Annotated in this window: 29 protein-coding genes and 1 pseudogene; 17 read left to right on the top strand and 13 right to left on the bottom strand. The window is 62.2% G+C overall.

What is annotated here, in order from left to right; translation table 11 throughout:
• Positions 1–5: 5 nt before the first annotated feature.
• Positions 6–848 (top strand): RibD family protein, encoded by an 843-nt coding sequence (locus tag ACGK9R_RS04145; RefSeq protein ID WP_394578591.1) that lies wholly within the window; start codon positions 6–8, stop codon positions 846–848.
• Positions 849–917: 69 nt separating this feature from the next.
• Here the strand turns inward: ACGK9R_RS04145 and ACGK9R_RS04140 are convergent.
• The 4 genes and pseudogenes from ACGK9R_RS04140 to ACGK9R_RS04125 all read right to left on the bottom strand — a co-directional run.
• Positions 918–1,784: pseudogene (locus tag ACGK9R_RS04140) on the bottom strand (lysylphosphatidylglycerol synthase transmembrane domain-containing protein); the annotation flags it as partial.
• Positions 1,785–1,786: 2 nt separating this feature from the next.
• Positions 1,787–3,712, bottom strand: a complete 1,926-nt coding sequence (locus tag ACGK9R_RS04135; protein ID WP_394578432.1) for a glycosyltransferase — start codon at positions 3,710–3,712, stop codon at positions 1,787–1,789.
• Positions 3,709–4,107 carry a 6-pyruvoyl trahydropterin synthase family protein gene (locus ACGK9R_RS04130; protein WP_394578430.1) on the bottom strand — a complete coding sequence of 133 codons (399 nt, stop codon included), beginning with the start codon at positions 4,105–4,107 and terminating at the stop codon, positions 3,709–3,711. The genes ACGK9R_RS04135 and ACGK9R_RS04130 overlap by 4 nt, the downstream gene beginning before the upstream one ends.
• 42 nt (positions 4,108–4,149) lie before the next feature.
• Positions 4,150–5,139, bottom strand: coding sequence for a zinc-binding alcohol dehydrogenase (locus ACGK9R_RS04125; protein WP_394578428.1), 990 nt, complete (start codon positions 5,137–5,139; stop codon positions 4,150–4,152).
• A gap of 257 nt (positions 5,140–5,396) precedes the next feature.
• On the opposite strand from ACGK9R_RS04125, the gene ACGK9R_RS04120 reads away from it, so the two are divergent.
• A complete protein-coding gene (locus ACGK9R_RS04120; protein WP_394578426.1) occupies positions 5,397–6,134 on the top strand; it encodes a CDP-alcohol phosphatidyltransferase family protein in 738 nt (245 codons plus the stop codon).
• Between the two features lie 2 nt (positions 6,135–6,136).
• Here the strand turns inward: ACGK9R_RS04120 and ACGK9R_RS04115 are convergent, their stop codons facing one another.
• A complete protein-coding gene (locus ACGK9R_RS04115; RefSeq protein ID WP_394578424.1) occupies positions 6,137–6,547 on the bottom strand; it encodes a DUF1090 domain-containing protein in 411 nt (136 codons plus the stop codon).
• A gap of 222 nt (positions 6,548–6,769) precedes the next feature.
• Between ACGK9R_RS04115 and ACGK9R_RS04110 the strand changes: the two genes are divergently transcribed.
• From ACGK9R_RS04110 to ACGK9R_RS04065, 10 genes are all read left to right on the top strand, one after another.
• A complete protein-coding gene (locus ACGK9R_RS04110) occupies positions 6,770–7,717 on the top strand; it encodes a CysB family HTH-type transcriptional regulator (RefSeq protein ID WP_394578423.1) in 948 nt (315 codons plus the stop codon).
• A gap of 125 nt (positions 7,718–7,842) precedes the next feature.
• On the top strand, positions 7,843–8,910 hold the full coding sequence (locus tag ACGK9R_RS04105; RefSeq protein ID WP_394578421.1) for a sulfate ABC transporter substrate-binding protein: 1,068 nt from the start codon (positions 7,843–7,845) through the stop codon (positions 8,908–8,910).
• Between the two features lie 83 nt (positions 8,911–8,993).
• On the top strand, positions 8,994–9,824 hold the full coding sequence (gene cysT, locus ACGK9R_RS04100) for a sulfate ABC transporter permease subunit CysT (protein ID WP_394578418.1): 831 nt from the start codon (positions 8,994–8,996) through the stop codon (positions 9,822–9,824).
• A 48-nt stretch (positions 9,825–9,872) separates the two neighbouring features.
• On the top strand, positions 9,873–10,763 hold the full coding sequence (gene cysW, locus ACGK9R_RS04095) for a sulfate ABC transporter permease subunit CysW (RefSeq protein WP_394578589.1): 891 nt from the start codon (positions 9,873–9,875) through the stop codon (positions 10,761–10,763).
• Positions 10,764–10,799: 36 nt separating this feature from the next.
• Positions 10,800–11,879 (top strand): sulfate/molybdate ABC transporter ATP-binding protein, encoded by a 1,080-nt coding sequence (locus tag ACGK9R_RS04090; protein WP_394578415.1) that lies wholly within the window; start codon positions 10,800–10,802, stop codon positions 11,877–11,879.
• Positions 11,880–11,959: 80 nt separating this feature from the next.
• Positions 11,960–12,361: a winged helix-turn-helix domain-containing protein gene (locus ACGK9R_RS04085; protein WP_394578413.1), complete on the top strand. Its 402-nt coding sequence runs from the start codon at positions 11,960–11,962 to the stop codon at positions 12,359–12,361.
• Positions 12,362–12,412: 51 nt separating this feature from the next.
• A complete protein-coding gene (gene modA, locus ACGK9R_RS04080; protein ID WP_394578411.1) occupies positions 12,413–13,195 on the top strand; it encodes a molybdate ABC transporter substrate-binding protein in 783 nt (260 codons plus the stop codon).
• Complete coding sequence (modB, locus tag ACGK9R_RS04075; protein ID WP_394578410.1) at positions 13,192–13,890, top strand: molybdate ABC transporter permease subunit; 699 nt, start codon at positions 13,192–13,194, stop codon at positions 13,888–13,890. Before modA ends, modB begins: the two co-directional genes overlap by 4 nt.
• Positions 13,883–14,980, top strand: coding sequence for a molybdenum ABC transporter ATP-binding protein (gene modC, locus ACGK9R_RS04070; protein ID WP_394578408.1), 1,098 nt, complete (start codon positions 13,883–13,885; stop codon positions 14,978–14,980). Before modB ends, modC begins: the two co-directional genes overlap by 8 nt.
• Before the next feature lie 210 nt (positions 14,981–15,190).
• Entirely contained in the window at positions 15,191–15,754 is a 564-nt protein-coding gene (locus ACGK9R_RS04065; RefSeq protein WP_394578405.1) for a manganese efflux pump MntP family protein, read from the top strand.
• A gap of 96 nt (positions 15,755–15,850) precedes the next feature.
• On the opposite strand, the gene ACGK9R_RS04060 is transcribed toward ACGK9R_RS04065, so the two are convergent.
• Both ACGK9R_RS04060 and ACGK9R_RS04055 read right to left on the bottom strand, forming a co-directional pair.
• The gene (locus tag ACGK9R_RS04060) at positions 15,851–16,321 is read right to left on the bottom strand and encodes a GNAT family N-acetyltransferase (RefSeq protein WP_394578403.1); all 471 of its coding nucleotides are present in this window, start codon (positions 16,319–16,321) and stop codon (positions 15,851–15,853) included.
• 3 nt (positions 16,322–16,324) lie between these two features.
• Positions 16,325–17,017 carry a DUF2268 domain-containing putative Zn-dependent protease gene (locus tag ACGK9R_RS04055; RefSeq protein WP_394578401.1) on the bottom strand — a complete coding sequence of 231 codons (693 nt, stop codon included), beginning with the start codon at positions 17,015–17,017 and terminating at the stop codon, positions 16,325–16,327.
• Positions 17,018–17,155: 138 nt separating this feature from the next.
• Between ACGK9R_RS04055 and ACGK9R_RS04050 the strand changes: the two genes are divergently transcribed.
• Positions 17,156–17,890: an SDR family oxidoreductase gene (locus ACGK9R_RS04050; protein ID WP_394578399.1), complete on the top strand. Its 735-nt coding sequence runs from the start codon at positions 17,156–17,158 to the stop codon at positions 17,888–17,890.
• Positions 17,891–17,988: 98 nt separating this feature from the next.
• Here ACGK9R_RS04050 and ACGK9R_RS04045 read toward each other — a convergent pair whose 3' ends face one another.
• The 3 genes from ACGK9R_RS04045 to ACGK9R_RS04035 all read right to left on the bottom strand — a co-directional run bounded on the left by ACGK9R_RS04045 (position 17,989) and on the right by ACGK9R_RS04035 (position 19,636).
• Positions 17,989–19,014, bottom strand: coding sequence for an alpha/beta fold hydrolase (locus ACGK9R_RS04045; RefSeq protein ID WP_394578397.1), 1,026 nt, complete (start codon positions 19,012–19,014; stop codon positions 17,989–17,991).
• Between the two features lie 83 nt (positions 19,015–19,097).
• Positions 19,098–19,337 carry a hypothetical protein gene (locus tag ACGK9R_RS04040; RefSeq protein ID WP_394578395.1) on the bottom strand — a complete coding sequence of 80 codons (240 nt, stop codon included), beginning with the start codon at positions 19,335–19,337 and terminating at the stop codon, positions 19,098–19,100.
• 74 nt (positions 19,338–19,411) lie between these two features.
• The gene (locus ACGK9R_RS04035; protein WP_394578393.1) at positions 19,412–19,636 is read right to left on the bottom strand and encodes a VF530 family DNA-binding protein; all 225 of its coding nucleotides are present in this window, start codon (positions 19,634–19,636) and stop codon (positions 19,412–19,414) included.
• A 137-nt stretch (positions 19,637–19,773) separates the two neighbouring features.
• Between ACGK9R_RS04035 and ACGK9R_RS04030 the strand changes: the two genes are divergently transcribed.
• Together ACGK9R_RS04030 and ACGK9R_RS04025 are read left to right on the top strand one after the other, a co-directional pair.
• Complete coding sequence (locus ACGK9R_RS04030) at positions 19,774–20,262, top strand: TspO/MBR family protein (protein ID WP_394578391.1); 489 nt, start codon at positions 19,774–19,776, stop codon at positions 20,260–20,262.
• A 107-nt stretch (positions 20,263–20,369) separates the two neighbouring features.
• A complete protein-coding gene (locus tag ACGK9R_RS04025) occupies positions 20,370–21,896 on the top strand; it encodes a Na+/H+ antiporter NhaC family protein (RefSeq protein WP_394578389.1) in 1,527 nt (508 codons plus the stop codon).
• 119 nt (positions 21,897–22,015) lie between these two features.
• Here the strand turns inward: ACGK9R_RS04025 and ACGK9R_RS04020 are convergent, their stop codons facing one another.
• Together ACGK9R_RS04020 and ACGK9R_RS04015 are read right to left on the bottom strand one after the other, a co-directional pair.
• Entirely contained in the window at positions 22,016–22,279 is a 264-nt protein-coding gene (locus ACGK9R_RS04020) for a Txe/YoeB family addiction module toxin (protein ID WP_394578387.1), read from the bottom strand.
• Positions 22,276–22,518, bottom strand: a complete 243-nt coding sequence (locus ACGK9R_RS04015; RefSeq protein WP_394578385.1) for a type II toxin-antitoxin system Phd/YefM family antitoxin — start codon at positions 22,516–22,518, stop codon at positions 22,276–22,278. The genes ACGK9R_RS04020 and ACGK9R_RS04015 overlap by 4 nt, the downstream gene beginning before the upstream one ends.
• Positions 22,519–22,624: 106 nt before the next feature.
• On the opposite strand from ACGK9R_RS04015, the gene ACGK9R_RS04010 reads away from it, so the two are divergent.
• Positions 22,625–22,876, top strand: a complete 252-nt coding sequence (locus ACGK9R_RS04010) for a type II toxin-antitoxin system Phd/YefM family antitoxin (RefSeq protein WP_394578383.1) — start codon at positions 22,625–22,627, stop codon at positions 22,874–22,876.
• Entirely contained in the window at positions 22,873–23,127 is a 255-nt protein-coding gene (locus ACGK9R_RS04005; protein ID WP_394578381.1) for a Txe/YoeB family addiction module toxin, read from the top strand. Before ACGK9R_RS04010 ends, ACGK9R_RS04005 begins: the two co-directional genes overlap by 4 nt.
• 138 nt (positions 23,128–23,265) lie before the next feature.
• Here ACGK9R_RS04005 and ACGK9R_RS04000 read toward each other — a convergent pair whose 3' ends face one another.
• Positions 23,266–23,709, bottom strand: a complete 444-nt coding sequence (locus tag ACGK9R_RS04000) for a GNAT family N-acetyltransferase (protein ID WP_394578379.1) — start codon at positions 23,707–23,709, stop codon at positions 23,266–23,268.
• Between the last annotated feature and the right edge of the window lie 269 nt (positions 23,710–23,978).

The following is a 23,978-nucleotide window of genomic DNA, read 5'->3' as shown; positions in this document are numbered from 1 at the left end:
GCGTCATGCCCAACTTCGATGGTGCTGTATGCGATAACGAGACGCTCACGCTCGATACGGCCTGGCGCTGGCTGCTGGCCACCAGAACCGGAGCGAGAAGCGAGGCACCTCTGTCGTTGGATGACGAAGGTCGCTGGCAGTGCGCCCCCGGTATGAGCGTGAGTGGCGAAGCCGAGGCGCTTCTTGACTGCCTGGCCCCTCTGGCCACGAGTGAGCGCTGGACGCTTGCCCAGCTGGGGCAAAGTCTGGATGGGCGTATCGCCACCGAAAGCGGCCACTCCCACTACATCAACGGCTTTGAAAGTCTGGTCCATCTGCACAGGCTCAGAGCGCTGGCCGATGCGGTGGTGATCGGTGCGGGCACCGCCGTGGCCGACGACCCCCAGCTCACCGTGCGCCACGTCGACGGCGAGCATCCGGTGCGCGTGGTGCTCGACCCCCGCGGCCGCGCGCCCGCCACTCTCAAGGTGCTGCAAGGCGATGCCCCGCTTACCCTGCATGTCACCGGTGAAAGCGCCGAGTGCGCCGACAGCCGTGCCACCCGCTACGTGCTGCCGCTCGACGCGGCGGGCCAGTTCGACCCTCTCGATGTCATCGCCCTGCTCCAGGCGCGCGGCTACCGGCGCATTCTGGTCGAGGGCGGCGGTATCACGATTTCCCGATTCATCGAAGCCGGGGCGATCGACTCGCTGCATCTTCTGGTAGCTCCGCTTTTGATCGGCTCCGGCCGTCCCGGTCTTCAAATGACGCCGATCGACACGCTGGAAAGCGCGCTGCGCCCGCGTATGCGCATCTTCGCCTGCGGCGACGACACGCTGTTCGATATCTGCCTGACGCCCGCCGCCTGAAGGCGTGGCCCGGCCCCGCCGGGCAAATGCCACCCAGATCCCCGGCAGGCTCGACAGCATGATCAGCACACCATAAGCCAGTGAAATGGCCACGCCCTGAGCCGAAGGTAGCCCGACGAACAGCCAGATGCCCGCCGCCGCGCCTTCACGTAGCCCCCAGCCGGCCACCGACAGCGGCACCAGCATGGCGAGCAGCAAAAGCGGTGCCAGCGCCAGGATGGTGAAGGCGCTCTGCTCGATCCCCAGGGCGCGGGCGGCGCAGACCATGACCAGGCCGTAGCTAATAACAATGGCCAGGGATGACGATAACTGCCAGTACCAGACGCCGCGTCGTAAAAGGCTTCTGCGCAGATCGCGCTTGAGCGCGCCGCACCACGTCGGCAGCGTGAGCGTCTCGCTGCGCGAAACGAAGCGCCCCACAAGCGCCAGCGCGATACCGACGGCGACCACTCCACCCGCCAACAGGGCGATGCCGGTGGCGCCCAGCGCCTGGTGCCAGAGCGGCGACACGCCAAGCGCCAACATCAACAGTAGTGCGACCGCCGCCTGACCCGAAGCACGCTCCAACACCACCGCCCGCCAGGCGCTGCCGCGGCTATCGGACTGGCTGGCGTGACGGTGGGCGCGCCCGGCATCGCCCAGCACGCCGCCGGGCAATAGCTGATTGACCAGCAGCGCCAGATAGTACTCGCGCAGCGCGTAGCGGTAGCGCAGCGGCACGCCCACGAGCCCCGCCGTCAGTTTCCAACGCCAAGCGCTGAGCATTACCTGCAGTACGCTAATACCCAGTGCCAGCGCCACCCAGGCCGGCGACAGCCGCGTCACTTCCCGCGCGATCTCGCCGGGGTTGACCCACAGCGCTACCGCCCCCAGAAGTACAAGGCTGATCAGCACGCGCCGCACCCAGGCGGTCTTTAGCCATCGAGCGAAGCGCATGGTTACACCGCCACCGGCGGCAGCGCGAGTAAGTCCTTATGACCCACCCACATGCCGCGCTCGCCGGCGCGCACTGCGGCCAGGCGCATATCGCGCCACTGCGCGATACGGCTCGCCTCCATCGGCGCCTGCTCGGTCATCGCCTCGGCAAAGCCTTCGATCAGCGAGCAGGTTAGCGGCAGCGTTTCGCCGTCGCCCGCGGCGAGCCGCCAGGGGGTCTCCGCCTGCTCCAGTTGATAGCCGCGCGCCTCGAGCGATTCAAAAAGCGCCTGATGCGCCGCGCCGCCCAGCGCGCTCCCCAGGCCCTTATCCCGCGCCTGGTGGGCGTTGAACAGCCCCAGCGCCCAGCGGTCCTCGTCATCCTCGAGCGCCTCGCCCTTGGCATCAGTGAAACACCACTGGCCGGTCACGGTGAGCGCAATCAAAACCGCCTGGCGCTTGGCGGCGCAGCGCTCGGCCAGCGCCTCGATCCACTCATGGGACACCAGATCCAAAAGCGCCGAGGCGCTGACAAGCTTAGCCGCCGCGAGCGCCTCATGGTCGAGCTCGGTAATCGAGGTGCAGTGAGGGTGCGCCTGAACGGGCTCGCCGCTGGCGCTGGTAAGCGCTTCGAGCCGCGCTCGCGCCTCGGCCAGTAGCTTTTCGTCGTGATCGAGCAGATGCCAGCGCTGCGCGCCTTTAAAGCGCGGGGCGAGATACTGCCCGTTGCTGCCCCGCCCGCAGCCAAGATCGGCAATGACCGCCTCGCCGGGCTGCTCGGCAAGCCAGGCCCCCGCCTTTTGCGCAAGCGTTGGGCTTCGTGCGGCGATATCCACGCTTTCGCGCAGCGTCAGCCAATCGGCGGCGAACTCGCTGCCCGCCGACAGCGCCCGGGGTGTGGCGAGCGCCCGAGCGAAGGCTTCACCTGCGGCTTGCCAATCGTTGAGGGCTTCGCGGGCCTCGAGCGCGCCCTGGCGCAACGCCTCGCGAACGTCGCGACTGCCGATAAAGTCCTCGAGCGCCTTTGCCAGCGCCGCGACATCACCCGGCGCTACCCCGATACCGGCACCTTCGGGCAAGGTGTCTGCCAGCGCGCCGCCGGTGGTGGTGATCACCGGCAGGCCGTGGGCCAATGCTTCGGTCACCACCATGCCGTAGCCTTCGTACCAGGAGGGCAGCACCAGCGCGTGGGCGCCTCGATAGGCGGCTTCGAGTGCTTCGGCGTCGCATTCGCCGTGCAGCGTGACGAGGTCCAACCCTTCGCGCTCGATCAGCGCCTCGACCTCGGCGGCAAAGGCGGGGTCGCGAGGCGCCCCGAATAGATCGCAGCGCCATGTTTGACTGTCCAGGGCGGCCAGCGCCCGCATCAGCACGTCCTGACCCTTGCGCGGGGTGAGCGTAGCGACACAGAGCAGATTGACCGGCGCGCCCGGCTCGGCAGGGGCCGAGATAGGCGCCGGTTCGACGCCGGGCTCCACCGCAAGGACCGGCGCACTCAGGGGCAGTTGGTAACTTTCTGCCAGTGCCTGCAGCCGCCGCTCGGTGAAGCGGCTGGTCACGATGATACGCGCCACGCTCGCGAGCCCTTCGAGCTCGCTGCGGTGAAGGCGCGCCTGAGTCTCATCATCGAGGCCCTGCTCGTCGCCGAGCGGGTGGTGCAAGAGCGCGGTGACATCGAGCCGTGCGCCGTGGCTTGCGACGATATCCGGCAAGCCGCCCATTACGAGGCCATCGATGATCACCCGCTCGCCCTCCTCGAGCGCGCCCAGCGCCCGGGCGAGTTCGCCCGTCGCCTCATCGCAGGCGAGCGGAAAGCGCCCGGCGAGTTCCTCGACCTTGACCTCGAAGCCCTGGCGGCGCAAGGATGCGACCATGCGGGCGTCGTAGACATAGCCGCCGGTGCGCTGCTCGAGCGAGCCCGCCACGATCAGGGTGACGCGCTTTCTCATAAGGCGCCTTCGTAGCTTGCCCAGGCGACGTGGGATTCGTGCAGCTTCACTTCCATGTGAGTGATCCCCTGGGCGGTCGATCCCATGCGTCCCTCCTTGATGCCCTTGGCGAGTGCCTCGAAGATCACTCCCGCCATGAACTCGGTGGTGGTGTTCTTGCCCTTGAAGGCCGGCACGTCGTCGAGGTTCTGGAAGTTGTACTCCGCCAGCACCTCCTTGACGGTCTCGGAGGCCAGGCCAATGTCGATCACCAGCCCGTCCGGGTCGAGTTCCGGGCGCTTGAAGATCACATCGACCACGTAAGTGGCCCCATGGGTGCGCTGGGCCGGGCCGAAAATATCGCCCTTGAAGCTATGGGCGATCATGAAGTGATCGCGAACGCAGAGACGGTACATGGGAACTCCTTTCCTTTGTTGCTGATTGAACGCGCCGTCGAATCACTCGGGCACGGGATAGTGAATGCGGTGGCAAAGCGCTTGGCTGCCGAGGCCGAAAAGGGTCGGCGCCAGCGCTGGAAAGTCCTCGAAGGCGCACTCGCTGCTGACCAGGTGATCAAGGCAAGGATCTTTTAAAAGCTCGAGTGCCAGCGTAAGGCGCCGGCGATAGTCCCAGCGCGACTGTAGCGCCGCGGGCAGTTGGCCGACCTGGCTTGCGCGAATAGAGAGTCGCTTCGAGTGAAAGGCGCCGCCGAGGGCAAGCCGCGTTTCGCCTTCGCCGAACCAGCTCATCTCGATCAGCCGGCCTTCGTTGCCCAGAAGCGATAGCCCCAGGCGCAAACCTTCGCCGTGGCCACTGGCGTGAATCACCAGATCCTGGTCCGCCGGGGCGTTTTCCGGCGTGCAGAAGGCAACCCCCAAGGCGTTGGCCAGCGTTTCGCGCTCGGCGTTGATGTCGATCAAATGCACCCGGGTGCCGGGAATACGCGCGCAGAGATAAGCGACCAGCGCGCCCACCACGCCCGCCCCCACTACGCAAATACGCTCACCGGGTAGCGGGTTGGCATCCCATACGCCGTTGATAGCGGTTTCCATGTTGGCAGTCAGCACCGCGCGGTGGCTCGGCAGCGCTTCCGGCAGCGGCACCACTGCTTCCAGCGGTACCACGTAGCGACTCTGGTGCGGATAAAGACAGAAAACGGTTTTATCAAGTAGGGCTTCGGGACCTTTCTCGACCACGCCGACGCTGCAGTAGCCGTACTTGACCGGCGCAGGAAAATCGCCGGACTGGAAAGGTGCTCGCATACGCTCGGCTTCACTTTCCGGTACCCGAGCGTTGAATACCAGCGACTCGGTTCCCCGACTGACGCCGCTGTAGAGCGTGCGCACCTGAACCAGGTCCCGGGTAAAAGGTTCCAGGGTTTCAGGTCGAAGCTCGCCGACGCCCGGGCGTACGATCCAGAAAGCAGTAGCGGTATCCGTCCGCGGCATATCACAATTCCCTGACAACGATTCATTTTTAAGTGCTTCTCACCTCAGCATTGCCAGGTTCCAGCTACTTTTCAATGTCATCGACGCTTTTCATTCAACTTCAGTGGATTTAGCATGAAAGCGTAACGATGGATCCTGTGCGCTAAATTCAATTCAGGTGGGCCATCGCTCGACGCTAAACAAAAGTTATACAAAAATAGTATCAGGAAAGAGAAAGTACAACATCAACGCGGTTTCGCACCGCTTCGTGAGTGGCCATGTTCACCGTTTCACCACTGGATAAGACCTTGCCCAAACGCCTCTACACTGCGCTCGAACTGGCACTGGGGGCGTTTGTGCTGCTGACGCTAGCCGCCTGCCTACCGCAGCTGCTGCCCTCTGCAGCCACCTGGGGGGCGATGGCAACGCTCTACGCCGCCATTACACTGCTGACGCTTTTGTACTGGACCCAGGGCCCCATTGGCTGGGCCAACCGAGTGACACTGCTACGCGGCGTGTTGGTCGCCATCGTTGCCGGCGCGCTGGCGGACACCGCCTTTATCGAATCGATCTGGCTGTGGCTGGGTGTGGCGATGCTCTCTTTACTGCTCGACGGGGTAGATGGTTTCGTGGCACGCAAGACCCACAGCCACTCCCTCTTCGGCGCGCGCTTTGACATGGAGCTGGACGCGCTGATGATCCTGCTTCTTTGCGTGGCGTTGCTGAAGCTCGAATCGCTGGGCGTTTGGGTATTGATGATTGGCGGTATGCGCTATGCGTTCATCGCGGCGAGCTGGCGGCTCGAGTGGTTGAAGGCGCCGCTTTTCGAGAGTTTTCGCCGCAAGGCGGTGTGCGTCTGGCAGGTCGTGGCGCTATTGCTGGCGCTCACGCCGCTTACCTCGCACACCGCTGCGACACTTCTGGCGCTGAGCGCACTCATCGCCTCGCTCTACTCTTTCGGATTCGACGCCTGGTGGCTTGGCCGCCAACACAGCCGTCGCACTCGCAATCCTTGACCCTATTCGCCAAGCCGGCTTTCGAGCGCGTTCAGAGCGGCAGTATCTTCTTCGAGCTCACGGGTGGCTTCTTCGAGTTTTTCGCGACGTTTCTGGATATCGCCGTCGTCGCCCTCGTCGAGCGCCTGCTCGAAATCGGCCTGACGCTCCTGCACGTCCTGCAGGCTTTCCTGCACCTCTTCCCGGGCATCGTCCAGTACGCTTTCATTGGTGCAATCGTGCTCGATGGCGTGTAGCGCCCGTTCGAGCCCTTCCACACGGTGTACATCGTTCTGCGCGCGGGCATGTTCCAGCTGCGCATTGACGTCTGCCGCCTTGTCGGCACATAGCGCGTCATTTGCCGCCGCGCTCAGCGGCAAGGCGGAGGCCCCGACAAGCATGAATCCACCCAGCATCAACGTACTTGCTTTCATTCGTCATTCTCCCAAAAAGGCTTATCGGATCGCCGGTGAACGGGTATCCGCCAACAGGCACCGCGGCTCTTGGAGTCACGAGATGACGAACGGTTCGGCCACCGCGCCCGATTCATCGACAAACTCCATATGGATAGCTAAAAATATGATTAATGAATAACAATTATTTTTAATATTCTTTTTTAGAATATTAAATCGACATGCATTCGGACCCTACTTGCCATGAATTTTCAGCAACTGCGCATCGTGCGTGAAACCGTGCGTTGCCACTTCAATCTGACCGAGGCCTCCAATGCGCTGTTCACTTCGCAATCCGGCGCCAGCAAACACATCCGCGATCTCGAAGAGGAGCTGGGGGTCGAGCTTTTCGAGCGCCGGGGCAAGCGCATTCTGGGCCTGACGGTCGCGGGTCAGGGGTTGATAGAGGTCATCGAACGTATTCTCCTGGACGTCGAAAACCTCAAACGCTCGGCGCATCAGTTGACCCATGAGGATCAAGGGAGCCTCGGCATTGCGACGACGCATACCCAGGCGCGCTACGCGCTTCCGCCGATCATCGCTCGGTTCAAGCAGGCTTTCCCGAAAGTGCACCTGGAGCTACACCAGTGCGGCCCGGACGAGATCGTCTCGCTATTGAAAGCAGGCAAGGTGGATATCGGCATCGCCACCGAAGCGCTGCACGAAGAGAACCAGCTATTTGCCTGCTTTCCGTTCTACCACTGGTATCACGGCGTCATCGTTCCCGACCATCACCCCTTGAACGATGGCACGCCGCTGACGCTCGAGCGTATCGCCGAGCATCCCATCGTCACCTATCACGATGGCTTTACCGGGCGAGCGCGTATCGACCGGGCCTTCGCCGCTGCCGAGCTCTATCCGGACATCGTGCTGACGGCGCTGGATGCCGACGTGATCAAGACTTATGTCGAGCTCGAGATGGGCGTAGGCGTCATCGCCTCGATGGCCTACCACGAGCAGCGCGACCGCGGCCTCACCCTGCTCGATGCCAGCGCCCTGTTCCCGCGTAACACCACCTACCTGGCGCTGCGTCGCGGCCACTTCTTGCGCGGTTATGCCTATCAGTTCTTGAAGCTCTGCCGCGAGAACCTGGACGAAGAGACCGTGCAGCGGGTACTGGCAGGGCGCCAGGGCGATTTCGCTGGGCTATAGAGACGGCGCGCTTAAGCTAAAAAAGTAATAAGTAATCCATTTTATATTCGTTATTGATTCTAAAGGCATTGCGTAGGCTGTCCCCCATAACGTCACTGACTTACTCACGACACAAGGGAACCGCCATGAATCTCACCGCACCGCCCACGCTCTGGTCACTTTCCAAACTCACCGCGTCGATTCTGATCGGCGGCGCCGTTCTTGGCGCCACTCTCGGCGCCAGCTCGCACGCCCAGGCACAGTCAGAACGCGTCGAGCTGCTCAACGTCTCCTACGACCCAACCCGCGAGTTCTACCGCGCCTACAACCAGCTCTTCGCCGAGCACTGGCGCGAAGGGCACGACCAGGAAGTGACCGTACGCCAGTCGCACGGCGGCTCGGGCTCCCAGGGGCGCTCGGTGATCGACGGCATCGATGCCGATGTGGTCACCCTGGCGCTGGCCTACGATATCGATGCGCTTCACGACCGGGGCAACCTGATTCCCGACGATTGGCAGACGCGGCTACCGCACAATAGCTCCCCTTATACATCGACCATCGTACTGCTGGTGCGCGACAGCAACCCCAAGAACATTCAGGGCTGGGACGACTTGATTCGCGACGACGTCGAGGTGATCACGCCCAATCCCAAGACCTCCGGCGGCGCGCGCTGGAACTTCCTGGCGCTCTGGGCCTATGGCCTGGAGCAGTTCGACGGCGACGAGGAGCAGACCTTCGATTTCGTTCGCCAGGTTTTCGAGAACGTGCCGGTGCTCGACTCCGGCGCGCGCGGGGCCACCAACACCTTCGTTCAGCGCCGCCTGGGCGACGTGCTGCTTGCCTGGGAGAACGAAGCGATTCTCTCGGTGGAGCAGCTGGGCCAAGGCGATTTCGAGATCGTAGTGCCCGAGCAGAGCATTCTGGCCGAGCCGCCCGTCGCGGTGGTCGACGCCAACGTCGAACGCAATGGCACCCGCGATGTCGCCGAAGGCTATCTCGAGTATCTCTACTCCGATGAGGCCCAGGCATTGGCCGCGCAGCACTACTATCGCCCCATCGACGAGGCGGTGCTGGCCGAGTATGCCGATACCTTCCCGTCGCTTACGCTTTTCACCATCGATGAGGTCTTTGGCGGCTGGCGTGAGGCGCAGACGCGCTTTTTCAACGACGGCGGCGTCTTCGACGAGATTCTGGAAGCGATCAACCTGCCCTGACCGGCCCTGATAGTTACCTCGTTCCATCACTCGCCGGGGCGCGCTCCTCGGCGAGGGATCACGCCAGTTGAAGGAGTATCGTCATGTCGATCACGCTTGCCCGTCGTCGCGTCATACCGGGCTTCGGCCTGACCATGGGGTTCACCCTGCTCTACATGGGGCTGATCTTTCTGGTGCCGGTTGGCGCCTTTCTGCTCTACACCACGACCATGAGCTGGGACACCTTCTGGCACGCCGTGACCCAGCGTCAGGTGGTGGCCTCCTACAAGCTCTCCTTTGGTGGCTCGCTCATCGCCGCCACGATCAACCTGTTCTTCGGTGCGCTGCTGGCCTGGGTATTGGTGCGCTACCGTTTTCCCGGCAAGCGCTTGATCGATGCGCTGGTGGATCTGCCCTTCGCTCTGCCCACGGCGGTGGCGGGGATCGCGCTGGTCACCCTTTACGCCAGCACCGGCTGGGTCGGGCAGTACCTCGAACTCTTTGGCGTGCGCGTCGCCTACACCCAGCTCGGCGTGGTCGTGGCGCTGACCTATATCGGTCTGCCGTTCGTCGTGCGCACCGTACAGCCAGTGCTGGAGGATCTTGAAGCCGAGTGGGAGGAGGCCTCGGCAAGCCTCGGAGCCGACCGCTTCACGACCATTCGCCGGGTCATCTTTCCCGCGCTTTTTCCGGCGCTGCTGACCGGCTACGCCCTGGCGTTCGCCCGCGCACTGGGCGAATACGGTTCGGTGGTCTTCATCTCGGGCAATCTGCCCTTTCGCACCGAAATCACGCCGCTATTGATCGTCGCCAAGGCCGAGCAGTACGACTACCACGGCGCCGCCGCCATCGCCGCGGTGATGCTCGTCGTCGCCTTCGCGATGCTGCTGGTCATCAATGGCCTGCAGTGGTGGACCAGCCGTCGTCACGGTTAATCAGCAAGGGAGCTTAGAGTGAACACATCCAATCAAGCGGCGAGCGACGTGGATCGAGCCGATACGCCTGCGGCCAGTGATAACGACGCGCTGGCCAAACGCTGGCGTCGCGCCACCGAGGAGCCCGCCTGGCTCAAGGTAACGCTGATCACCGTTGCCCTCGCCTTCGTCGCGCTGTTTCTGGTGCTACCGCTCTGCGTCGTGCTCTTTGGGGCTTTCGAGCGCGGTATCGCGACCTGGCTCGAGGCCATTCGCGACCCCGATGCGCTGTCGGCCATTCGCCTGACGCTTTTGATCGTCGCCATCGTGGTGCCACTCAATACCCTGTTCGGCATCGCCGCGGCCTGGGCCATCGCCAGGTTCGAGTTTCGCGGCAAGCCGATTCTGATCTCGCTGATCGACATGCCGTTTGCCATTTCGCCGGTGGTGGTGGGGCTGATCTTCGTCATCCTGTTTGGCTCTCAGGGCTGGCTCGGGCCCTGGCTCGCCGCCCATGATCTGCGCATCATCTTCGCCGTGCCGGGTATCGTCATCGTCATCGCCTTCGGCACCCTGCCGTTCATCGCCCGCGAGCTGATTCCCTTGATGCAGCAGCAGGGCAAGGAGGAAGAGGAAGCCTCTCTTACCCTTGGCGCCAGCGGCTTCAAGACCTTCTGGCACGTCACCCTGCCCAACATCAAGTGGGGGCTGATCTACGGCATCATTTTGTGTAACGCCCGCGCAATGGGGGAATTCGGCGCCGTCGCGGTGGTGTCCGGGCGCATTCGGGGCGAAACCAACACCGTGCCGCTGCATATCGAGGTGCTCTACAACGAGTACATGTTCACCGCCGCCTTCGCCGTTTCGTCACTGCTGACCGGGCTTGCGCTGGTCACCATCGCGATCAAAAGCGTCGTCGAGTGGCAGGACGAGCGGCGCCAGCGCCGCGCCGCCGCCTGAGCCTAACGTTTAACGCTTTTAAACAGGGATTTTCTCATGAGCATCGAAATCGACCGCGTCAATAAACGCTTTCGCGACTTCGTCGCGGTGGACGACGTCAGCCTGACCTTTCGCGAAGGTGAGCTGACCGCTCTACTCGGCCCTTCGGGCTCGGGCAAGACCACGCTACTGCGCATCATCGCCGGGCTCGAGCAGCCCGATACCGGGCGCATTCGCTTTCACGGCGAAGACACCACCGACCTGCACGTGAGTAAGCGCGGCGTCGGCTTCGTCTTTCAGCACTACGCGCTGTTCAAGCACATGACGGTGTTTCAAAACGTGGCCTATGGATTGACCGTACGCCCGCGCGCCGCGCGCCCGGCCAAAGCCGAAATCGAGCAGAAGGTCATGCGCCTTCTGGAGCTCGTCCAGCTCGACTGGACCGCCCACCGCTACCCGCATCAGCTCTCCGGCGGGCAGCGCCAGCGGATCGCGCTTGCCCGGGCGCTGGCGGTCGAGCCCAAGGTGCTGCTGCTCGACGAGCCCTTCGGCGCGCTGGATGCCAGGGTGCGCGCCGAGCTCAGGCGCTGGCTGCGCCGCCTGCACGACGATATCCACGTCACCAGCGTGTTTGTCACCCACGACCAGGAGGAGGCGCTCGAAGTCTCCGACCGAGTCGTGGTGATGAACAAGGGGCGCGTCGAGCAGGATGGCTCACCCGAGGAGGTCTACGACCACCCGGCCAACCCGTTCGTCTATCGTTTTTTGGGTAACGTCAATCTCTTCGAGGCGCGGGTGCACCAGGGTAGCGCCCATATCGGCGGCATCGCCCTGCCCGCGCCTGAGTACGCCGACCAACGCAACGAGCGCGGGCACGCCTACGTGCGCCCCCACGAGATCGAGGTGTTCGCGCGCCAGGAGCACGCCGACGCATTGCCCGCCAGGGTGGAGCTGGTATCGGTGGTCGGCCCCGCCGTGCGTCTGGAGCTACACACCGACTCGAGCGACGCCCTGGTTCACGCCGAGCTGCCCAAGCACCGCTACCGCGCGCTGGGTCTTTCTCAAGGCAGCGACGCTTGGATACGCCCGCTGCATAGCCGAGTGTTTCTGCCCGATGAGCGCGTGCTCAACGGCTAAGCGTATTGCCCTCGGCGGGCGGCGGCGGCTCGATCGAGTCAAGCTGTTACACTGTCCGCGTCTTCGCCCGAGGAGCCGCCATGACGCGCACCCATCACGCCGCCCCCACCTTCCAGCTGCGCCTGGCGCTCGCCCGCGACGTCGTCATCGGGCCGGGCAAGGCCGAGCTACTCGAAGCGATCGAGCGCACGGGCTCGATTTCCGCTGCCGGCCGGTCGCTACGCATGAGCTACAAGAAAGCCTGGCAGCTCATCGACACCATGAACGGCCACTTTCCCCAGCCGCTGGTCGCGACCCAGGCCGGTGGCCATGAGCGCGGCGGGGCGCACCTGACGGCACTGGGTCGTCGCGTGTTGACCCACTACCGCGCCCTGGAGCGCACGCTTTCGCCCGAGGCTTCCCCCGAGGCGCGGGCGCTGATCGAGCTACTCGAAAGCGGCGATTCCAGCCTGGAGAGCGACACCGCGCTTGATCCACCGTAAGCGACCCGCTACTCTCCGCTATATCCAAATGGAAATAACGGACACCCTCCAATGACCCCACGTCATGTTTCACTGCCCGTGTTCACTGCCGCAATCGGTCTGGCGTTTTCGCCACTGGCGCTTGCCGGCGAGCGCATCCACGTGGCCGCTGCCGCTTCGCTCACCGATGCTTTCAACGCCGCCATCGAGGCCTATGAGCGCGATCACGACGTGGAGATCGTGCCGGTCTACGCCTCCTCCTCCACACTGGCGCGCCAGATCGCCAATAAAAGCCCGGCGGCGCTGTTCATTTCCGCCAACGTCGAGTGGATGGATTGGCTCGAACAGCAAGGCGTGGACGTGGCACAGCGAAGCGATCTGCTACAAAACCGCTTGGCGCTGGTATCGGCAAGCGATGCCGTGGCCGACACCTTCACGCCCGGCGAGGGCGAACCGATCGTCTCGCTTTTAGGCGACGACGAGCGCCTTTCGGTGGGCGACCCGGACCACGTGCCGGCCGGTATTTACACTCAGCAGGCACTGGAAGCGCTGGGCGAGTGGAACGAACTCTCGCCACGACTCGCGCGCGGAAGCGACGTACGCGCTGCCCTCACGCTGGTCGAGCGCGGTGAAACGCCCGTAGGCGTGGTCTACCAGACCGACGCTTTCGCCAGCAGCGCGGTGCGCGTGCTGGGCCTCTTCCCGACCGATAGCCACGAACCCATCACTTATCCCGCCGCCCTGATCGGCGACGATAACGAAGCCGCCGCCGCGCTTCGCCAGTGGCTGGGTAGCGACGAGGCACTAACGATTTTTGCCGAGTACGGCTTCGATACCGACGTCGAGACCCCGTGACGCTCTCTCCTGCCGAGTGGGAAGCCATTCGGCTGAGTCTTTTGATCGGCCTGGCGGCGGTGGCGTGGATTCTGCCGCCGGGCATCGCGGCGGCCTGGTGGCTCGCGCGGTACGACTTCAAGGGCAAGGCCATCGTCGATGGGTTGATTCACTTACCGCTGGTATTACCGCCGGTGGTGGTCGGCTATCTGCTGCTCATAGCGTTGGGCCGGCAAGGCGTGATCGGCAGCTGGCTTTATAGCACGTTTGGCGTTTCGCTACCGTTCACCTGGCAAGGGGCGGCGGTGGCCAGCGGCGTGATGGCGTTTCCACTGCTGGTACGCGCGCTTCGGCTTTCGCTCGAAGCGGTGGACCCCAAGCTCGAAGCGGCGGCGAGCACGCTGGGCGCCGGGCGCTGGCGCGTGTTTACTACCATCACCCTGCCGCTGGCGGTGCCGGGACTTTTGACCGGCACGGTATTGGCGTTTGCCCGCGCGCTTTCGGAGTTCGGCGCCACTATTACGTTTGCCTCCAACATTCCCGGCGAGACGCGAACGCTGCCGCTGGCGCTCTATACGCTGATTCAGAGCCCGGGGCAGGAAAGCGCCGCCGCGCGTCTTTGCGTGATCGCCATCGTCATCGCGCTGGTGTCCCTGGTGGCTTCGGAGTGGCTGGCCCGGCGCACCCGGCAACGCCTCAAGGAGCGAGATGGCTGATTCGATTTCCCTTCCCCACGTTTCGCTGAGTGTCGAGCAGCGCCTGGGGGCGTTCACGCTGAGCGCCGATCTCACGCTTCCCGGCCGCGGTGTTACCGGGGTGTTCGGCCCTTCCGGCAGCGGCAAGACCAGTCTTCTACGGCTGATCGCCGGACTCGACCGCCCGACCACCGGCCGGATTGCCCTGGGCGATCAGGTGCTGCTCGATACCCGGCGCCGTCTTTTCATCCCGGTTCACCGGCGCCGCATCGGCGTGGTGTTTCAGGAGGCGCGGCTTTTTCCCCACTACAGCGTGCGCGGCAACCTGACCTACGGCCAGCGCCGGGTCGACGCCGAGCGCTTCGATGACATCGTGGCGCTTCTGGGTATCGAGCCGCTGCTTTCGCGTATGCCAGGCACGCTCTCCGGGGGCGAGGCGCGTCGCGTGGCGATCGGCCGGGCGCTTCTGAGCGAGCCCCGGCTTCTGCTGATGGACGAACCGCTCACCGGGCTCGACGGTGCGCGCAAGGAGGAGCTTCTGGGCTACATCACCAGGCTGACGCAAACGCTCAGCATTCCGGTGATCTACGTGAGCCACGACGCCGACGAGCTCACCACGATCGCCGATCACCTGGTGGTGATGGAAGCGGGCCGCGTGGTGGCAAGCGATGCATTGACGACGCTTCTGCACCGCTTCGACCTGACCCGAGCGCTTGGCGGCTTCGACGCCGCCTCGCGGCTGGAAGGCGAGGTGGCGGCCATTGACCCCGACTACGGCCTGACCCGGGTTGCGCTCGACGACGCGCATCAGCTGGTGTTGCCCGGCACCCAAACTCCGGTCGGTACCCGAGTGCGCTTGCGCGTCCACGCCCGCGATGTCACCCTGGCGCTTTCTCCGAGCGACGCCTTGAGTACACAGAACCAGCTGCCCGCGGTGATTCGCGACAGCGCCGTGCTGTTTGATGCGCCCCACACCGTCGAGCTCTGCCTCGAGGTTGCCGGTCAAACGCTGCGCACGCGCGTCACCCGCAAGGCCTGGGACGAACTGGGGCTTGCCTACGGCCAACGCGTGACCGCGCTGATTCGCGCAGTGGCGTTCCAGGCGCTTTGATATGCACTTGAAACACTGGGGCAATCCGGCGTCCTATTACGGGTTGCTCTGAGCCCACATTGTTAGCCAAGGCTATTGGTGTTAACGCCAGTAAAGTTTATTTTTTAATGACTTGGCGGGTTTTGTTGCAGCGCATGATAAAATCATGGCGATATCGACCCAGGGTTCTTTATCCTCGATCGCCACCTTCTTTTCATGAGTTCATGACCCATGACGCCTGTCGCTTTACTGTTTCTCGCCTTTTCGATGTCGGCGGACGCATTCGCGGCCTCCATCAGCAAGGGCGCCTCCCTTGATCGGCCGCGCTTTCGTCATGCGCTGGGTATCGGCCTGGTGTTCGGCGTCATCGAAGCGATCACGCCAGTTCTAGGCTGGGTGGCGGGGGTGGCGTCACAACGCATCGTGCAGGCCTGGGATCACTGGATCGCCTTTACGCTGCTTGGCGCCATCGGGCTTCATATGGTGATCAATGGGCTCAAGAAAGAAGAGGCCATCGAGCATCGTCAGCAGACGCTCTGGCTATTGGTGCTGACCGCCACCGCCACCAGCCTGGACGCCATGGCCGTGGGGGCGAGTCTGGCCTTCATCGACGTGGATATCATCGCTACCAGCCTGGCGATTGGCTTGGCCACTACCCTGATGGCCTCGATCGGTACGCTGCTCGGCCACCGGCTAGGCCGCTGGGCGGGTCATTGGGCCGAACTGATCGGAGGCGTGGTGTTGATCGGCATTGGCTGTATGGTGCTGGCCGAGCATACCGGCGTCGCCGGTTAGATGGCTCATAGCGGCGAGGCTCGCCTCTCAGAACGTGCAGAGCCCCTTGTTTGGCGCTATTGTGCCAGGCGATAACTTCCGGGCGCAGGGAGCGTCTCAAGCCTCACTGTCGCGACCCGCTTCCTTGATGCTTGCCGCCAGCGCCATATGCAACAGCGGATACGGCTTGCCCAACCCGTCCAGCGGTGAGCGGCCCACCACCTCGAAGCCGCGCCGGCGGTAGAAAGCCAGCGCCGGGGCGTTCTGCTCGTTTACATCCACGTTGGTCACTCCTTGCACCTGCCGGGCGTGCTCGAGCAGCGCCGTGCCGATGCCTTCGCCACGCACTGCCGGGGCGATAAAGAGCATCTCCAACTTGCCCTGCGCCACGCCGCTGAAGCCCAGCGCGCCACCGCCTGGTGCGCGCACCACATGCAGCGCCACCGCATCGAAGAACTGCTCGAAGATCAGCGGCTTGAGCATCAGAAGATCCTCCTCGGCGAGAAAGTCGTGAGTGGCGCGCACGGAAGCTTCCCAGAGGGTGATCAGCTCCGAGTAGTCGGCGCTGGAGACGGGTTCTATCTGCATCGTTCAGGCCTCGTGAGAATCGTTTTCAAGCGTATGGAGGGCGCGATCCACAAAACCCGCCATGGCGAGTACATCATCGGTCGGCACGTTAACCAACCGCGCCGCCGACAAGCCTGAAGCGCGAATCGCCTGTTCTGCGATGAAAACACCCGCCCGGTAGCCGATCCAGCGTCGACCATCCGCGTGTTGGATCATCCATGGGAGATAAGGGGCACTGACGGGCAACGCCAAAAGCTCCTCGACCCAGTCACGCACATTGTCAGGGTACTCGCCCCAAGGGGTGCGCCGCCCGCCGATCTCGCGCTCGAATACCGTGGCCAGGCCCTCGCTGACCACGCCTTCCATGAAGGTCGTGCGCGGCTCATTACGATGGATCACCCAGCCCCGGGCCAAGTGATGTAGTTCGTGAAAAAGTGTATAACCAAGCTCCTGGCGGGCAATGGCGGCCACACCTTGGGGGCGCTTGTTGTCGACGGTCCAGCCGACTCGTGTGGTGGATATTGCCAGCCCCATTTCACCGGTTTCCGGAATCACCATACTGCCTGTCTGACAGGCAAGCTCGAGATGCCCGGCCAACATCGGCAGGTGTTCGCGCACGCGGGGCTCTACCTCAGCACACACGGCCTCCACGGCGTCCCGCGCGGCGGATGAAAAATGGCGTGAATCGCGGGTATCCAGATAAAGCGGTGTGATCATGGAATGTCACTCGTTTTAGAGGGGTGGCAGCGTTTGCTGCCACGCGGGGTGCCTTGCCACCGAGCGGGCCAGGAACATTTACTTTAGCCATTTCGCATACCAGGCTGTCAGAGCACCCTACTACATAAGGAGATGACGATGGCAACGAATCGACCGCAGGGAGGCGATGGGCTGGGCGCGATGCAGGGCGCGAAGCTGTTCGTGGCCGGTGGTGGCTCCGGCATGGGCGCGGCGATCGCGCTGATGGCGGCGGCGCGCGGCGCAAAAGTGGCGGTGGCCGGACGCCGTCAGGAGAAGCTCGACCGCGTAGTCGAGATGTTGGGCGATCAGGCCCTGGGTAGCTATACGCTGGACGTGCATGAGGCCGATCAGGTGAACGCGGCGCTGGCCGAACACGGGCCTTTTGATTTCATCGTGTGCAGCGCGGCGGACCTCACTTTCAAGGCGTTTCTCGAGCTCGACGACAGCGAGATCGACACCATGCTCTCCTCGAAGCTGATGGGGCCGGTGAATTTGGCCCGGGCCGCATCGAAGCACCTGGCGCCGGCGGGCTCGGTACTCTTTTTCTCCGGCGTGGCCGCTTACCGCCAGACCGAAGGCACCTCGATCGTCGGCTCGATCAATATGGCGCTGGAGAGCCTGGTCGCGAACCTGGCAATCGAAATGAAGCCCAAACGCTTCAACGTGATCTGCCCCGGCGTGGTCGACAGCACTACCTGGGATAAGGGCCCGCAGCCCCCCACCCCGGCCAACGTACCTGCCGGCCGCCGCGGCCAGGCCCAGGATATCGCCCACGCGGCGCTGATGATTCTGGAGAACAACTTCATCAACGGCACCGTCGTCAACGTGGACGGCGGCGCGCGTATCGGCTGAACCCACGATACACACGACTACTCAAAAGGAAACTTCCTGGCTTCGCACATTCTGGTGGCCGGCGGCTCTGGCTGACGGGGCCAGGGCCGGCTGAGCCGCTACAAGTCAAGGTTTTCCAGCAGCGCCTCGTGAAAGCGCTCCGGCGCCTGAATTTGCGGCGAGTGGCCAAGCTCGGGGAAGCTGACCAGCGTGGCATCGGGAATGGCGTCACGAGTTTTCTCGCCGAGTTCATCGTAATGGCCCAGGATTTCCTGCACGTCTTCGGAGGCGCGGCCCTTACCAATCGCGGTGTTGTCCTGCTCGCCGATTAGCAGAAGCGTAGGCACCTCCAACTCGCTAAACTCGTACACCACCGGCTGGGTAAAGACCATGTCCGAAGTCAGCGCCTGGTTCCAGGCAACCAACTCGCCGTCTTCGCCTTCGTACATGCCCGCCAGCATCTCGACCCAGCGGTCGTACTCCGGCTCCCAGGTATCGACGTAATAGGTGCTCTGCTGGTAGTCGCGGATGCCTTCCGCCGTGGTTTCAAGCTCGCTCTGATAGCCGTCGTCGATGCTTTGATACGGCACGCCCAACGCTTTCCAGTCCTCGAGGCCAACCGGGTTGACCAGCACCAGCTGCTCGGTCGCCTCCGGATACATCAGCGCAAAGCGGGTGGCGAGCATGCCGCCCATGGAGTGGCCCATGACGGTCACGTCCTGCGCACCCAGCTCGTCGAGCAGCGCTTGAGTGTTGGTGGCCAGCTGATGAAAGCTGAACTGGTAGTGTTCGGGTTTGGTGGATTTACAGAAGCCGATCTGGTCCGGCGCAATGACGCGGTAGCCTTCATTCACCAGCACCTCGATCGTGCCTTCCCAGGTACCGGCGCAGAAGTTCTTGCCGTGCATCAGCACCATGGTGCGACCGTTGGCGCTGCCCTCTTCCGGTTGAACATCCAGATAGGCCATCTGCATGTCCTGTCCCTGGGAGCTGAAGTCGAACCGCTCGACCGGGTAGGCGTACTCGAAGCCGGAAAGCTCGCCGTCGAAGGTGGGTAGCTCATCAGCGCTGGCAACGGCGTTTGTGGCGAAGGCGCTTGCGATCGCGCCGGCCAGCAGCGTGCGGGTCAAGGTGGAAGTGGGCACTGCGTTGCTCCTTTCGTTATGAATAAACGTCCTCAACGATCTAAAGAGTATAGGCCAGCCCTATCAGCGTGATGCTGAACGCGTCAACGCTTGCCTCCTGCGCCCGCTGACCCTGACAACGTTGGCCGCTCGCGCGTCGAGCACTGACGCCGTGATATCAGCCCCAGGGTGAACAGCGGGACACCGACGATCAAACAACCCAGCGCTGCCCCCCACAGTGGTGAGTCTGCCAGCGCCAGCGTAAGCACCCAAAACACGAGGCTATTCATTAGCAAAACGGCGCCCGCGATGGTCAGCGGCTTCCACAACGAACGATCACGCATGAAGCGATCCTTTTATGAAGTTAGAGCGCGTGGCCGGGGCCGGCGCGCGAAGTCATGACGCTTTACCACGTTCCTTATCCGGCGCTAAACGTCTCGATATACAGCGCTTCTACTTTCTCGCGGGCCCACGGCGTTTTACGCAGAAACTTGAGCGAAGACTTGATGGAGGGATCGTTGTGAAAGCAGTTGATGCGCACTTTTTCGTACACGCCATCCCAGCCATAGTGTTCGACCAGCCGGGTCACTACCGTTTCCAGGGTTACGCCGTGAAGCGGGTTATTGGGCTGTGGCGGGGTCATCGATTCACTCTCCGTATCGGTTTCAAGCGCTTTCAGGCCGGGTAGCCGGGGCCGTACTTTAACAGAACGGCCGTGGCCGCGACTCGCGGGTTGCACTACCATTGAAACCGTTTTCCCTGATATCGGCAGATATACGAATGCGCGCACTCTCCCGCAAGCAGCAAATCCTCGGCCTGATCGGCTGGCTGGTGCTGGCCTATATCGCTGCCGCCGTGGGCGCGGTGGCCTCGATCAACGCAGCGGACTTTTACGAATCGCTCCAGCAGCCGAGCTGGGCACCGCCTACTTGGCTGTTCGGGCCGATGTGGACGACGCTTTATGGGTTGATGGGCCTAGCCGCTTGGCTTGCCTGGCGCGAACGCGGTGCGCGAGCTGCATTAACCGTCTTCATGGTACAGCTGGCGCTGAACGCGCTGTGGAGTTGGCTGTTCTTTGTCTGGAATCTGGGCGCTATCTCATTCATCGGCACGGTGGCGCTTTGGGTGCTGATTTTGGTAACGCTGGTGATGTTCTGGCGGCTGAAGGCCTTAGCCGGCGTGCTACTGATACCGTATTTGGCCTGGGTGAGTCTGGCCTGCGCGCTGACCTGGAGCGTTTGGCAGCTCAATCCGCAGGTGTTTGGCTAATCTTTAGACTCGCTTCCTGGGGTGATATCTCTAAGTTAGTGTCTTTGCATATTCCTGCTTTAGCGTGCTAACAATAAAAAGACGCTAATAATCACAGGGAACGCCCCATGGAAGCCCTCATTTCTCTACTGCCGCCGATCGTGGCGGTCGCGCTGGCCCTTGCTACCCGCCGGGTCAACGTCTCGCTGTTCGTCAGCATCTGGATCGGCGGCTGGCTGGTAGCGGGCAACCCCATCGCCGCTGTTGGGCAAACCTTCGACTGGTTTGCCGAGGTGATGACCGACGAGTGGAACGCCCGTTTTCTGGCGCTGGTGGCGCTACTCGGCGCGGGTGCGGCCTTCATGCACCGCACCGGCGGCTCCCAGGCATTGGCCCGCGCGCTTGCCAAGCGCATTCACTCCGGGCGTGGCTCGCTGCTGCTCACTTGGGTGCTGGGCGTGGTGATCTTCTTCAACGACTATGTCAACTCCGTCATCGTGGGTAACGCCACGCGCGATTTGACCGCGCGCCAGCGCCAGTCCCGCGAGAAGCTCGCTTGGGTGATGGACGCGACCTCCGCGCCCATGGCCACTCTGGGGCCAGTGTCCGACTGGATCGGCTATCAGGTCTCGCTGATTGCCGGCGCACTCGTGGGGCTGAGCTTCGCCTCGGCGGAGCCCTACCGGCTCTTTCTGCTGTCGATTCCCTGGAACTTCTACGCCCTGCTCTGCCTCGCCTCCGTACCCATGATTCTGCTGGCTGGAGACTTCGGTCCCATGGCGAAAGCGCAGCGCCGCGCCGAGGAGACCGGCGAGCTGGTCGCCCCCGGCGATACGCCGCTTTCCAACGTGGATGCGGACCTGGGCGAAGTACCCGAAGGTCGCGGCCGGCTGTGGCACTTTCTGCTGCCGCTGGTGGTGCTGATTAGCGTGGCCTGCTGGGGGCTCTGGTACACCGGCGGCGGTGCCGAGGGTGCTTCCATTATGGACGCGCTGGAAGACACCGACGTTAGTGTCGCACTCTCCTGGGCGGCGTTCGCCATGGTGGCCACCGGCATGATCATGGCGCTTTTCCAGCGCCAGACGCTAAAGGACTGCGAAGAGACGCTGCTGGCCGGGTTTCGCACCATGCTGCCGGCGCTGGTGATCATGGTGCTGGCCTGGAGCATCGGCACCGTGACCGGGGCATTGGGCACCGGCGAGCACGTGATCGACGCGACCCGCGACTGGCTCTCGCCCGCCCTTCTGCCGCTGTTGATCTTTCTGATCGCCATGGTGATCTCGTTCGCCACCGGCAGCTCCTGGGGCGCGATGGCGATTCTCACGCCGATTGCCGTGCCGCTGGCGTTCGAGCTTTCCGGCGGCGACGTGGCGCTGGTCAGCATGGCGATTGGCGCTATTTTCTCCGGTTCGATCTTCGGCGACCACTGCTCGCCCATTTCCGATACCACGGTGATGGCCTCGATTTTCGCGGGTTCGGATCATATCGCCCACGTGCGCACGCAAATTCCCTACGCGCTGGTGCCTGCCAGCATCAGCGGGCTGCTGTACGTGGCCTCGATGGTGGTGGAATCGGTGTGGGTGCTACTGATCGCGGGGCTGGTGGTGCAGTTTGGGGTGTTGATGGTGCTGGGGCGTTTAAGTAAGCAGCAATAGCAGGATGAGTAGAACGGGCCGGGCGCTTTGGGGATCAAGCGCCCGAAGGAAGTAAGGCCCGGCCTGTTAAAGCTGCGAAGCGACAGAGAAAATATTTAGCGACAGCGGGTGGTTTTACTCTATTCGTAGTGGCTCCAGAGCCGGAGCACTTTAATCACCCACTCGCCCTCGAGTACCTGGTAGACCAAACGATGCTGAATATTGATACGACGCGAATACGCTCCGGCCAGGTCACCAATGAGTTTCTCGAATGGGGGCGGTTTACGGTAAGGGTCTTCCGCTATCAGCGTTAGAAGTTCCTGAGCTTTGGGCTTGAGGCCACTGGAGGCCAGCTTTTTTGCATCCTTCTGCGCTTGCTTGGTGTAAATCAACCTCCATGTCACCAGTCCAGCTCCCCCGCACATTCATTCACAGAGGTATCCATCCCCTCACGAATCGACTCGCGCATACCCGGCACGGAAAGCAAGTAAAGCGTTTCCTGAATGGCCGACCAGTCCTCTTCGGATACTAGAACGGCATTGTTTCGCTTACCCGTAATCGCGATAGGCTGATGGGACTCGGCGGTCTCGTCGATCAGCCGATAGAGATTGCTGCGCGCCTCAGTGGCGGTAATTGCGGTCATGACGCACCTTTTGTATGTTGCCTCATAGAAAGTGTACGCCTTAAGGTACGTACGTCAAGACGAACACATACTGCCAAAATGTAAAACTGGATATGGGAGCCGCGCCATGAAAGCCATCAGCGATACTCACGCTAGCAAAGAGCTGCTCAGCATCATGGAGCAGGTTTGCGAAGATCATTCACCCGTCATTATCACGCGCGGCAAAGCGCCTTCGGTAGTCATGCTTTCGCTTGAAGATTTTGAGGCACTACAGGAAACCTCTTATCTACTACGTTCCCCCAATAACGCACGCCGTTTGATGAACGCTATGGCCGAGCTGGAACAAGGTGGCGGCCAAGAGAAGGAGCTGCTTGAGTGAGGCCCATCTTTGCCGAGAACGCCTGGGAAGACTACTTGTACTGGCAGAAAACTGATAAGAAGATTCTTACCCGCATCAACAAGCTGATCAAGGGAATTCAAGGGCAGCCCTTCGAGGGTGTGGGAAAACCAGAGCCGCTCAAACACGGTTTTTCGGGCTACTGGTATCGGCGAATCAACGACGAACATCGGATCGTTTATAAGGTAGCGAACGATGCGCTGCTAATTGCGCAGCTTCGGTATCATTATTGATTCATGGTTAGTAGTCGACCTTCTATTCATTTGGTTTCGGGCTGTGTATAACGCCCGGCTTTAGGGCGGACTTGTAGCCGCGCAGCGGCGGAAAGACCGTCCCAGCCCCGAAGGGGCGATAACAGCCGTTTGTTAGCCTTACTCACTGATTCGCACCATTTCGTTTGCCAATACTGATTTTCCGTTATATGACGCCTCAAACTCCCCGGTAACCGTAAAGCCGTATTTATGGTACATGGATTTTGCTGGGAAGTTACTTTTCGCCACGTATAGTTTAGTAGGAGTCCTAACCTCAGCAATCAGATAACCGAATAACGCGCTACCAACCCCTTGGCCACGATACAACGGATGGACAAAAAGAGATCTAATTACATTTTGGTAAATAGCACCATAGCCAAGAATACCATCGTCCTCATAAACAAAAATTTCGGATTCCATGAGATCTCGAAGTCGTTTTTCGTCCTCCTTCAGGGGCAATAACTGGAATACCTCTCGCTCAAAGCGAAGTTCGTCCAGCTTCGACAGCGAGTAAATTTCGTTCACTTTCTCAAAATCGCTTTCTTGAAATTCCCGTATCATCATAGAGGCTAACGCCCGCAGCATGCGCGGCTTTGGAATGGAGGCGAAGCCGCAATGGAAAAGACGTCGCCATGCCTGCGATTGTTAGCACAGCAGATCACTTGAACCAACGCTCGTATAATAAAGAATGGCAACGTGAGGCGATGCAGCCAAAATACCATACAATAGCCGAATATCCACCCAAGAGCAGCCATAGCCCAATTGCCAGCGGAGGGAGACCATGCTTATTTTTCGCTTTCACCATATCTGGGACGACTGTCGACAGCATAAGC

The organism is Halomonas sp. HNIBRBA4712 (genome assembly GCF_043558675.1).
Classification (GTDB): Bacteria; Pseudomonadota; Gammaproteobacteria; order Pseudomonadales; family Halomonadaceae; genus Vreelandella.
This window is presented reverse-complemented; position numbering and strand designations above follow the sequence as displayed.